This is a genomic window from Cryobacterium sp. TMS1-20-1 (genome assembly GCF_004402355.1).
GTDB classification, from domain to species: Bacteria; Actinomycetota; Actinomycetes; order Actinomycetales; family Microbacteriaceae; genus Cryobacterium; species Cryobacterium levicorallinum.
Map to the genome: position 1 here is coordinate 185,728 of NZ_SOGF01000057.1, position 11,118 is coordinate 196,845.

9 protein-coding genes and 1 pseudogene are annotated in these 11,118 nt (G+C 62.2%); 8 read left to right on the forward strand and 2 right to left on the reverse strand.

What is annotated here, in order from left to right; all coding sequences use genetic code 11:
* Nucleotides 1-25 precede the first annotated feature (25 nt).
* Nucleotides 26-1,218, forward strand: a pseudogene (locus E3O45_RS15400) (IS256 family transposase).
* Between the two features lie 104 nt (nt 1,219-1,322).
* Here the strand turns inward: E3O45_RS15400 and E3O45_RS15405 are convergent.
* Nucleotides 1,323-2,072 carry a DeoR/GlpR family DNA-binding transcription regulator gene (locus tag E3O45_RS15405; RefSeq protein WP_092448447.1) on the reverse strand — a complete coding sequence of 250 codons (750 nt, stop codon included), beginning with the start codon at nt 2,070-2,072 and terminating at the stop codon, nt 1,323-1,325.
* A gap of 401 nt (nt 2,073-2,473) precedes the next feature.
* Between E3O45_RS15405 and E3O45_RS15410 the strand changes: the two genes are divergently transcribed.
* The 7 genes from E3O45_RS15410 to E3O45_RS15440 all read left to right on the forward strand — a co-directional run bounded on the left by E3O45_RS15410 (nt 2,474) and on the right by E3O45_RS15440 (nt 9,840).
* Nucleotides 2,474-3,508, forward strand: a complete 1,035-nt coding sequence (locus tag E3O45_RS15410; protein WP_092448448.1) for an autoinducer 2 ABC transporter substrate-binding protein — start codon at nt 2,474-2,476, stop codon at nt 3,506-3,508.
* A 145-nt stretch (nt 3,509-3,653) separates the two neighbouring features.
* Entirely contained in the window at nt 3,654-5,093 is a 1,440-nt protein-coding gene (locus E3O45_RS15415; protein WP_241985393.1) for a sugar ABC transporter ATP-binding protein, read from the forward strand.
* Nucleotides 5,094-5,101: 8 nt separating this feature from the next.
* Entirely contained in the window at nt 5,102-6,139 is a 1,038-nt protein-coding gene (locus E3O45_RS15420; RefSeq protein WP_370450386.1) for an ABC transporter permease, read from the forward strand.
* The gene (locus E3O45_RS15425; protein ID WP_241985394.1) at nt 6,136-7,272 is read left to right on the forward strand and encodes an ABC transporter permease; all 1,137 of its coding nucleotides are present in this window, start codon (nt 6,136-6,138) and stop codon (nt 7,270-7,272) included. Before E3O45_RS15420 ends, E3O45_RS15425 begins: the two co-directional genes overlap by 4 nt.
* 23 nt (nt 7,273-7,295) lie before the next feature.
* Nucleotides 7,296-8,297 carry a dihydroxyacetone kinase subunit DhaK gene (locus tag E3O45_RS15430; RefSeq protein WP_170851528.1) on the forward strand — a complete coding sequence of 334 codons (1,002 nt, stop codon included), beginning with the start codon at nt 7,296-7,298 and terminating at the stop codon, nt 8,295-8,297.
* A 5-nt stretch (nt 8,298-8,302) separates the two neighbouring features.
* A complete protein-coding gene (locus E3O45_RS15435) occupies nt 8,303-8,953 on the forward strand; it encodes a DAK2 domain-containing protein (protein ID WP_134444237.1) in 651 nt (216 codons plus the stop codon).
* A complete protein-coding gene (locus E3O45_RS15440) occupies nt 8,950-9,840 on the forward strand; it encodes an NAD(P)-dependent oxidoreductase (RefSeq protein WP_092448452.1) in 891 nt (296 codons plus the stop codon). The genes E3O45_RS15435 and E3O45_RS15440 overlap by 4 nt, the downstream gene beginning before the upstream one ends.
* 154 nt (nt 9,841-9,994) lie before the next feature.
* On the opposite strand, the gene E3O45_RS15445 is transcribed toward E3O45_RS15440, so the two are convergent.
* On the reverse strand, nt 9,995-10,309 hold the full coding sequence (locus E3O45_RS15445; RefSeq protein WP_092448453.1) for a GIY-YIG nuclease family protein: 315 nt from the start codon (nt 10,307-10,309) through the stop codon (nt 9,995-9,997).
* Nucleotides 10,310-11,118 lie beyond the last annotated feature (809 nt).

Below are 11,118 nucleotides of genomic sequence, written 5' to 3' on the forward strand. Positions count from 1 at the left end.
GAAATCTGAGCCGACCCGTGAGGCGGTGGCGGCGAAGGAATGGGTGCGCCTGGCTAAGGAGCAAGGCTTGGCCCTGGACGGTCCGAATGGGCTGCTGGGCCAGTTCACGAAAACATTTCTTGAGGCCGCGCTGAACGAGGAAATGACCGATCACCTTGGCCATGAAAAGAACCGTGCCCCGGACGAGCGCGACGACTCGAACGTGCGCAACGGGACTCGGCCCAAAACGGTGATCAGTCCCACGACAGGGCCGGTGACCATTCAGGTGCCCCGCGACATGGACGCCACGTTCACTCCGGTGATCGTGCCGAAACGACAACGCCGTTTGACCGGGGTCGATGAGATCGTGCTGTCGTTGTATGCCCGCGGCCTCACGACCGGGGAGATCAGCGCACGCTACAACCAGATCTATGGTGCGCAGGTATCGAAAGAGACCATTTCCCGCATCACGGACAAGGTGATCGCGGAGATGCAGACGTGGCAGGCACGCCCGTTGGACGGCGTCTACGCGGCGATCTACGCGGCGATCTACGCGGCGATCTACGCGGCCATCGGCGCGACTTTAGATGGTGATAAGGATATTCTCAGGTTGTGGGCCGGCACTGGCGGTGAGGGCGCCAAGTTCTGGATGTCTGTCCTGACCGATATCAAGAATCGTGGTGTGTCCGACACGTTCTTCCTGGTCTGTGACGGGTTGAAAGGATTGCCGAACGTTGTCGGGAACGTGTGGCCGTTGACACGGTGCAGACGTGCATCATTCACCTGATCTGGAACACGTTCACGCTCTCCGCCAAGAAGGGTTGGGATGCGATGAAACGAGCGGTGAAACCGATCTATACCGCTCCGACCGTTGACACGGCGCGGGCGGCGTTGGATGATCTGACCGAGATCTGGGGCAATAAATACGGTGCGATCATCCGGTTATGGGAATCGGCGTGGGAAGAGTTCACTCCGTTCTTGTCCTACGATCCCGAGATTCGTCAGGCGATCTGCTCCACCAATGCGATCGAGTCGCTTAACGCCCGGTACCGGCGGGCGGTGCGTGCTCGAGGGCATTTCCCCAGCGAGCAGGCCGCACTGAAATGCTTGTATCTGGTCACGCGAAGTCTCGACCCGACCGGGGTCGGCCGACTGCGGTGGACGATGCGTTGGAAGCCAGCTCTCAACGCGTTCGCCATCACCTTCCGAGACCGCTGGCCGAACGCAGAATCCTACTAATGAAAAACGCCGGAAACACCGTTAACGAGACACTCCCGAAAAGCGTGCCGGCTCCTCGACCAGCGGGGCGGCGGCGACCAGCGGGCGGGGAGCTGCGGGCGGGGCTAAAGGGTGGGGTGCTTGGGGACTTGGATTATGGGGATAGGGAATTGGGAAGCGCGAAGAGGGTCGAGAAGGTCGTCGGTGATGCCGGCGGTGAAGTCTTTCACCTCGAGAACCTTGAAGAGTGCCTCGCGACCGAACTTGGAACTATCAGCCACGAAGAAGGCCTCTTTGGCGATGGATCGCATCAGCCGTTTGAGCTCCACCTCGTAGCTGCTCGTGTGGTACAGCCCGTCGTCGCAGACGGTGTCTGCCCCAAACACGGCCACATCCACCCGCAGGTTGGAGAGCTGCAGCACGGAGGCGGGCCCCCACATTGTGTATACGTCGGGGAGCAGTTCGCCGCCGATGAACACCAGGTGCGCCGACCGCTTCTGCGCGATTTCCATGGCCACGGCCAGGTCGTTGGTCACCACAGTCAGGCGCCGTTTTGTAAGGTGACGGGCGACCTCGAGCGTGGTCGTTCCGCCATCGAGCAGCACAATCTGGCCGTCGAGAATGCGATCCGCCATGGCCTGCCCAATGGCCGACTTCTCGGCGTGGTGCAGCGGACCGGTGAACGTGTCGAAGGCATCCGCTGGCTCAACGGGAATGGCTCCGCCGTGTGTGCGCTGAATGAGCGACTTCGATTCGAGTCGTTCCAGGTCTCGCCGAATGGTGGAGGTGGTCACGGCAAAGTGCGTGGCGAGGCTGTTGACGGACTGGAACCCTTGAGCTTTGAGAATCTCGGCAATCTCTAGCTGTCTGGACATGCGTGTGGCTCCCCTGAGGTTGTTCTGACGAATGTTCGCTGCGCCATCATTCCACTGTAAACCTTCTGCGCGAAAACGCGCACATTTACGAATAAAAACGCGCAGACGAAGGTTTGTGAGATTTCTTTTCTCGTGATGACATCCAGCGGCCTTGCTCGTGATCTGGCACGAATACATAGATGATCAGGATTTTTCATGCACTCAACCCGGCGGATGTGGCATTCGTGCGCGTAGAATTTGGTCACAGTACGCACACAATTGCGTGAAACTGCGCAAATTATGCTCGTTATCGCTTGACGTACCGTGCAGTTTGCGGATAAGTTCCTCGAAGAGCGCGCATCGCAAACGTGCCGCCCCCGATCGTGGCCGAGTCACGAAGCGTTTACAAAGGAGTTAACGGAATGAATCACAAGCACGCCCTTCGGGGCACGGCACTACTCGTCGGAGCCGCTCTCGCTCTCACCGGTTGCTCTTCAGTGGGCAGCGTTGCAAGCGGATCGAGCTCCACGCCGGCCGCTGACGACATGGTGATGGTGACGGTCGTGAAGGCCCAAACCATCCCGTGGTTTCAGCGCATGGAGGTGGGCGTCAAGTCCTTCGCCGACCGCACCGGGATCGATGCACGTCAGGAGGGCGCCGACGACGTGAGCCCCGAGAAGCAGGTGCAGATCGTTCAGGACCTCATTGCGCAGCAACCCACGGCCATCACCGTGGTGCCCAACTCGCCCGAGGCGCTCAGCTCGGTGCTGAAGCAGGCACGGGACCAGGGAATCATCGTGGTCTCGCACGAGGCAACGGGCATCGAAAACGTGGACATCGACATTGAGGCGTTTGACAACCCCTCCTACGGTTCCGAGATCATGGACAACCTCGCCGAGTGCATGGGTGACACGGGTGAGTACGTGCAGTTCGTGGGTGGACTGACGGCCAAGACCCACATGGAGTGGGTGGGTGCCGCCTACGACAACCAGCAGGCGAACTTCCCGAACATGACGCGCGTGGAAACGCCGATCGAAAGCACGGATGACCAGGGCACGGCCTACGAGCGAGCTAAGGAAGTTCTGGCCAAGTACCCGAACATCGCTGGCTTCCAGGGATCGGCCGGAAACGACGTTCCCGGCATCGCCCGCGCCGTGCAGGAAGCCGGCCTCGAAGACCAGGTGTGCGTGATGGGAACCTCCATCCCCTCGGTCGCCAACCAGTACCTGGCCGACGGCTCCATCGACAAGATCTTCTTCTGGGATCCTGCTCTCGCCGGTGAAGCACAGCTGGCCATCGCCTTGATCCTCGCCGACGGTGGAACCATCGAAGACGGCACCGACCTCGGCATTGAGGGCTACAACTCGCTCAAGAAGCTGGACGGCTACGACAACGTCTTCGTCGGTGCTGCTTCGGTAGCAGCTGACGCGGCCACGGCGGCCAAGTACAACTTCTAAGTAGTTCGACCGGCTGGGGTGTGCACGATACACGTGCACACCCCAGCGCTCTGGTGAGAAAGGTAGTGCTGTGGATTCCACGACGATTGCTTCGACGACAACCCCGTTCGTTTCGGCACGAGGAATTAATAAGAGTTTCGGGGGCGTGCCCGCACTCAGAGATGTGTCCATCGATCTGATTCCCGGCGAGGTGCACTGTCTCGCCGGCGAGAACGGCTGTGGCAAATCCACCCTGATCAAGATCATTTCGGGCGCCGAGCGACCCGACTCCGGTGAAATCATCATTGATGGTGTCTCGTTCGACCACATCAATGCGCATGCGGCCATTCAGGGCGGCATCCAGGTGATCTACCAAGACTTTTCGCTCTTTCCCAACCTGACCGTGGCCGAGAACATCGTGCTCACGGCCGAGGTCGCCGGCGGGCGGCGCCTGTATTCGGCCCGCTCCGTGCGGCCCCGTGCGGCGGCCATCATTCAGGAACTCGATCTGGACCTCGATCTGGACCGCGAAGTGGGCTCCCTGTCGGTGGCCGACAAGCAGCTCACCGCCATCTGCCGCGCACTCGTGAACGATGCGCGCGCCATCATCATGGACGAGCCCACCACGGCCCTCACTCACACCGAAGTCAGTCGACTCTTCGCTCTCGTAGAGCGCCTGCGCGCCCGGGGCGTCGCGTTGATGTTTGTCTCGCACAAGCTCGAAGAGGTGCTCGCCATCTCCCAACGGCTCACCATCATGCGCTCGGGTCAACGCGTCGTGAGCGGTCCGACATCCGATTTCGATCAGCGATCCATTTCACACCACATGACCGGGCGTCAGGTTGATGAATCCCGGGTGGTAAGTGAGCTCGATGCCTCCGCACCGCTCGCTCTCGAAGTCAGCAACCTGTCTCTGGCCGGTGCGTTTCGTGACATCTCCTTCCAACTGCGCCGCGGCGAAATCCTCGGCGTCACGGGTCTGCTGGGATCGGGCCGCACCGAGATTGCGGAGGCGCTCTTTGGCGTGACGCCCGCCGACGCGGGGGAGATTCGGGTGGGCGGTGAGGTGGCGACCATTCGCACCATTCAAGACGCCGTTCGGGCCGGAATCGGTTACGTACCCGAAGACCGCCTGTCCCAGGGGTTGTTCCTGAACAAGTCCATTGCCGACAACATCGTGGCCGCCTCACTCAACTCCCACCGCACCCGGTGGGGGATGCTGAGCCGCACCGCAACCGCGGCCACCATCAAACGCTTCTTTACGGGGCTGAAGATTAACGCCCCCCACGCAGAAGCACCCGTTCGAACGCTGTCGGGCGGAAACGCCCAGCGTGTGGTTCTCGCCAAGTGGTTGGCCACGGCCCCCACGGTGCTCATGCTGAACGGCCCCACTGTGGGTGTCGACATCGGCTCGAAGGAAGAGATTCTGGAGTTGCTGCGCGGTGAGGCGGGCACGGGCATGTCGGTGATCATCATCTCTGATGACGCCCCGGAACTCGTGGCGTCATGCCACCGCGTGTTGGTGATTCGAAATGGTCGACTCACCCACGTTCTCGACGGAGATCAAATCTCTGTCGACACCATTCAAGAGCGGATGTCGGCCTAATGGATCTCGTGCGCAAACTCCGCGGCACCAACAACGAAGGCGTCCTCGCCCTGGTGCTCCTCGGGCTCATTGTGGCGATGTCGATCGCCAACCCCACATTCTTTACCCTGAACACCGGGTTCTCCATCTTGAGAAGCTCCATCGTTCCAGTGATCTTTGCCCTCGGCGTTCTGATCGTGGTGATTACCGGCGGCATCGATGTGTCCTTCGCCGCGATCGCCATCTTTGCCGGCTACTCCACGGTGACGTTCTGTCTGAGCGCCGGCTTCGACCCGGGTTTGCCCGGCATCTTCCTCATCGCCATTGCGGTGGGAGCGGCACTGGGGCTCATCAACGGCGTGGTCATTGCCCGGTTCAACCTGCCCACGCTGATTGTGACCCTCGGCACCCAGGGGATCTTCTTCGGCGCGATGTACACCTACGTGGGAGCCACCTACTACGCCGACCTGCCCAAATCGATGGCCGACCTCGCCACCAGCAACCTGTTCGACATCACCACCGACATTGGGCGGGCCTACCTGCACGTGCTGGTTGTTCCCGTTCTGGTGCTGTGCTTGGCCGTGGGGTGGATGTTGAAGCGCACCATGTTCGGGCGTTCCCTCTATGCCATCGGCGGCGACATTGAAGCTGCCCGCCGCGCCGGGTTTCAGGTGAAGCGCACACAGATCTCGGTGTACATGCTGGTCGGTGCACTCGCCGCGATCGCGGGTGTCATTCATATTGTGCTGAGTCGCAGCGCCAATCCCCGTGACCTGGTGGGTGGAGAACTCGACATCATCGCCGCCGTGATTCTCGGTGGTGCAGCCATCTTCGGTGGTCGCGGTTCGGTGACCGGCACCGTGCTCGGGGTTCTCCTCGTGCAGGTGATCAAGAACAGCCTGCTGCTCGTGGGCGTGCAGAGCGCCTGGCTGCGCACCGCCGTAGGCGTGTTGCTCGTCGTGGGTGTGGGTATCCAGGCCATTGCCGGGAGACGGGACGCCCGACGCATGCGCGTGATTCAGGACCTCGACACGGAGCAGAAGACAGAGCAGGAGATGGCCTCATGACGCCGACAACAGACAAGCGCGCCAGGGCATCCGCTCCGAACCCCCCGCCGCTGCGCAACCTCAATGATCAGCTGGGGCGCTTCACGAGACGCCTCGTGCGCCCCGGCGGCGCTCAACGGGGAGCCGGCCGCATGGTGGCGGCGCTCCTGCTCGCCATGGCCCTCTTCACGTTTCTGAACCCGCGGGTGTTTTTGAGCCCGATCAACCTGCAGAACATTGCCGTTGCCGCTCCCGAAATTGGCATCATTGCCATCGCGATGATGCTGGTGATGCTCACCGGCGGTATTGACTTGTCTCTCGTGGCCATTGCCAACTTCTCAGCCATCACCATCTCGACCCTGCATACGGCCATTGCCGCCACGAACCCGGATCTGGCGAACAGCCTCGGGTTTCTGATTGTGCTGGCCGGGATCGTGGCGGGGATGCTCGGGGGAGCCTTTAACGGATTCCTGGTGAGCGTGGTGGGGATTACGCCCATTCTGGCCACGTTGGCCACCATGCAGATCTACAACGGGATCGCGATCGTGTGGACCGGCGGGTCGACCCTCTACGGGGCGCCGACGGTGCTGGGCGCCATCGGTCAAGCCGCGCTCGCCAACGTTCCGGTGCTGTTCATCATTTTCGTGATCACGGCCATTCTGGTGGCGGTGCTCGTGAACCGCACGGCGCTGGGTCGCATGATTCAGCTGGAGGGCGCCAACCCCGTGGCAGCGCGCTACTCGGCCATCCCGACGCGCGCCGTGCTCATGAAGACCTACACCGTGGGCGGCATGCTCGCGGGCCTGGCTGGTGTGCTGTTTCTGGCGCGCAACCCCACCGCATCCGCTGATTACGGCTCGTCGTACGTTCTGCTGGTGATTGTGATCGCGGTGCTCGGAGGTACGAATCCCACCGGCGGCTTTGCCTCGGTTTTCGGCGTTGTGCTGGCCACCCTCACCCTGCAGGTGGTGTCGAGCGGATTCACCGCCATTCGACTCTCGTCGTATGAGTACGCCATCGCCCAGGGTGTGATCCTCATTGCGGTCATGATTCTTGACTCGGTTATGTCAACGCGAACGAGACGACCCCACAAGACCATCCCTCCGACTGGTGTTGCGACGCCGACGTCTGACACTTCCCTGATACGAACCTGAGCTGGAAAAGGACCAAGATACGCATGAAAAAGATAATCAATGAGCCGAGCGCCTTCGTGGACGAGTTCGTCGAGGGCATCCTGCTGGCTCACCCCCGCCTTCTCAAAACCCCGGGAGAAGACCGACGCGTGCTGGTGCGAGCGGATGCGCCCGTCGCCGGCAAGGTAGGCATCGTCACGGGTGGCGGTTCCGGACACCTTCCCCTCTTCAAGGGCTACGTGGGCCGCGGCCTGTGTGACGGCGTGGCGATTGGAAACGTGTTCTCGTCACCCTCGTCCGCTCAGGTGCTCGAAGCGACCAAAGCCGTGAGCGGCGGGGCTGGAGTGCTCTACCTCTACGGCAACTACGGCGGCGACGTGTTCAACTTCGACCTCGCAACCGACATGGCGGAACTGGAAGGAATCGCCACGCTCACCGCGGTGGGCCGTGACGACGTGGCGAGCCAGCCCAAGGAACGCGCGGCAGACCGCCGCGGCGTGGCCGGGATCATGTTCGCCTTCAAGGCCGCCGGCGCTGCTGCCGAGCGGGGAGATTCCCTCGAGCAGGTTGCGGCGGTGGCGGAAGACATCATCAACAACACCGCCACCATGGGCATTGGCCTGTCGCCGACGATTCTGCCCACCACGGGCAAGGCGAGCTTCGACCTCGATGACGGTGAGATGGAGGTGGGCATCGGCATCCACGGGGAACCCGGTTTTCATCGTGGAGCCGTGGAAACAGCCGACCGAATCGCGGAAACCCTGATGGAACGCCTCGTTGCCGACCTTGGAATTACCGCGGGCGCCCGCGTGGCCGTGCTCGTGAACGGCATGGGAGCGACACCGCTCGAGGAGCTGTACCTGCTCTTTCGCCGCGTGCACCAGCTGCTCACCGAGCAGGGAATCACCATCGACAAGAACTACATCGGTGAATATGCCACAAGCCTGGAAATGTCCGGAGCCTCCATCTCGCTGCTCGCGCTGAACGACGAGCGCCTCGCGCTGCTCAACGCGCCAGCGGAATCCCCATTCTTCAAGGAAGCGTGACACCCATGAACGGAAACGACCTCAGTACCGCAATTCGCAATTGCCTCGGGGATTTCACCAGTTATTCGGACGAACTCGGCGAGCTTGACCGTGCCCTCGGCGATGGTGACCTCGGTATCACCGTGTCGCTCGGAGCCGCAGCTGTGGAAGAGGCCCTGGCCGTGCTTCCGGCCGACTCGACTCCCGCCGAGGTGGTGCTGGCCTGCGCCAAGGCGTTCGCCAACGCGAACCCGTCCACCATGGCTGCTCTGGTAGCCGGTGCACTGCTGGCCGGCTCGAAAGTGTGGGGTGCCTCCACCTCGCTCGCCGATGGCCAGATTGGTGCCTTCGCGGTGGCCGCGGCGGAATCGATCAGCCAGCGAGGCAAGTCGAAGATCGGCGACAAGACCATTCTTGATGCCATGTTCCCGGCCGCGGACGCCCTGGTGAACGCTGCGGCGGGCGAGAGTGCCCTCGACGCGGCGATCAACGCCGCCGAAGCGGGAGTCATCGCATCAAAGGAACTGCAGTCCCGTCGAGGCCGTGCCTCATGGCTGCAGGAGCGCAGCATTGGGCTGCAGGATCCGGGCGCCACAGCATTCCTTCGTTTCTTACAGTCCTGGAAAGCCACGAACACCCCGGCAGCGCTCATCACAGTAGGAGAGAACACAAAATGACCACGATCGCATTCCTCGGCCTCGGAACCATGGGGCTCGGCATGGTGAAAAATCTGCTCGCTGCTTCTCACACCGTGACGGTATGGAACCGTTCGGCGGCTCCGGTGGCAGAAGCGGTTGCCGCGGGCGCCACCGCTGCCCCGAGCGTCGCCGCCGCCGTGGCGGGGGCCGACATCGTCATGTATTGTCTGAGCAATGACGCCGCCGTTCGCGCGGTGGTGCTCGGCGAGGGTGGTTTGGCTTCCGTCGTGGAGACCAGCTCGATCATAATTGACCTGTCGACCATCAGCCCCGAGGTGAGTGCGGCTGAGCGTACGGCGTACGACGCGCGCGGCATCCGCTTTCTCGATGCACCCGTTTTCGGTTCCCGCGGTGAGGCCAACAGTGGCGGACTGTGGATCGTGGCGGGCGGTGACGCGGACGTGTTTGCGGAGGCGGCGCACGTGTTCGAGCCGATCAGTGAGACGGTGCATCTGATGGGCCCCGGCGGCTCGGGAGTGCGCATGAAGCTCGTGGGCAACCTGGTGGTGGCCTCGCAGCTGCTGGCACTGGGGGAGTCGCTCGCGCTCGCCGCGAAGGCGGGGCTGGATCTGCCGAAGGTGCTTGAGGTGCTGAAGGTGACCGATTTTCGGTCGCCGATCTTTGATGGCGTCGGCCCGGCGGTCCTTGCCGACGACTACGCGCCGTCATTTGCACTGAAGCTGATGCAGAAAGACGTGGGCCTGATTCAGGACTTTGCGGCGGGACTCGGGGTAGCCGTACCCAGTGTCACCGCCGCAGCACACTATGTGGATGCTGCCGTGGACGCGGGGTGGTCGGAGGAGAACGCATCTGCTCTGATCAAGGCGCTCGCCGCCGAGTCGGGCGTGTCCCTGGCCCGCGGCTAGCGGCTGCTCGCCCTCCTCGCGCGGCTCATGAGGTCTCGAGGCGCCGGCGAGGTGCGTGCCGCTGGTTGAGCGCGAGCGTGCGAGCAGTCAAAACCTGGTGAGCCGACCTCGAGACGCCGGGGAAGTGCGTTCCGGCTCCTCGACCAGCGGGGGGCTACTCAGGCTCGGACGGCGACGCGTCGGGCCGGGTCTTGCTGGAGCGCACGCTGAGGATGGGAAGATCGCTGAGTCTGCTCTCGATCAGGGCAATGCGTTTTGCGCGGCTCCAGCCTTGGACCTGCTTTTCGCGGGCGTAAGCATCTGCTATGTGAGAGCACTCTTCGAGGTAGACGAGCCTGACGGGTCGGCGGCGTTTTGTGTACGCGGCGCCCTCGCCGGCGTTGTGCTGCCAGAGGCGGCGGTCGATGTCCCAGGTGCTGCCCACATAGAAGGAGCCATCGTGGCATTCGAGGATGCACATGTAAGGCATGCGGCGATCGTGGCACGGGGTGCGGCCATGGTGGGGGTTATGCACAGGAGGATTGTTGGCTCGCGGTGTCTCTGTAATGGTTGTAGCTGGTCTGGTTATCAGCTGGCAGGCTGGTCATGATTCGTGTGGGCTGCGTGACTCTTTTGGTCTCTGACTGAACCGTCCCTGATTTCCTGCCGCTTTCTTTCTGGTGAAAGGATTCGGTTATGCCCAAGAAACACCCAACAGAGGTTCGCGAACGAGCGGTCCGTATGACTCTTGATCGTTTGAAGGATTACCCGTCAATGTGGTCCGCGTGCCGCGACTTGGCCCCCAAGCTCAACATCGGCGCCGAGACGCTCCGAAAGTGGGTCACCCAGGCGTAGACCGACACCGGCGAACGCACCGGTCCCACGACCGAGGAGCTCGAGGAAATCAAACGCCTCAAGCGCCAGCACCGTGACCTGCGCGAGACGAACGACATCCTCAAAGCGGCCGCGTCTTTCTTGAGCTCAGGGAGCTCGACCCTCGCAACCGTCCCTAGTCGCTTTCATCGTCCAGATGAAGGCGAACGGCCATGGAGTCGAGTTGACGTGCGGCGTCCTGCGCGGGCAGGGCGTCACGGTCACTTCACGGTCATTTCGGGCATGGAAGACTCGCGCCGCCGCGGCCCGAGTTCAGAGTGACGGGGTCCTTGTCGACCGGCTCAATGCGTTGAAAGCACTAGGAGCGTGGGTCAGTAGTACCAAAGTTTAAAACGCCGGTCGATTTCCCGGGGTTGGGGTGTTGGTCTGGGAAAATTGATTATGAGCGATTCTGATGGCCTGTTC

Coding starts and splice junctions, on each gene's coding strand:
- E3O45_RS15405 (WP_092448447.1), bottom strand. CDS start 2,072: ATGTCCAGACAGCTAGAGATTGCCGAGATTCTCAAAGCTCAAGGGTTC.
- E3O45_RS15410 (WP_092448448.1), top strand. CDS start 2,474: ATGAATCACAAGCACGCCCTTCGGGGCACGGCACTACTCGTCGGAGCC.
- E3O45_RS15425 (WP_241985394.1), top strand. CDS start 6,136: ATGACGCCGACAACAGACAAGCGCGCCAGGGCATCCGCTCCGAACCCC.
- E3O45_RS15430 (WP_170851528.1), top strand. CDS start 7,296: ATGAAAAAGATAATCAATGAGCCGAGCGCCTTCGTGGACGAGTTCGTC.
- E3O45_RS15435 (WP_134444237.1), top strand. CDS start 8,303: ATGAACGGAAACGACCTCAGTACCGCAATTCGCAATTGCCTCGGGGAT.
- E3O45_RS15440 (WP_092448452.1), top strand. CDS start 8,950: ATGACCACGATCGCATTCCTCGGCCTCGGAACCATGGGGCTCGGCATG.
- E3O45_RS15445 (WP_092448453.1), bottom strand. CDS start 10,309: ATGCCTTACATGTGCATCCTCGAATGCCACGATGGCTCCTTCTATGTG.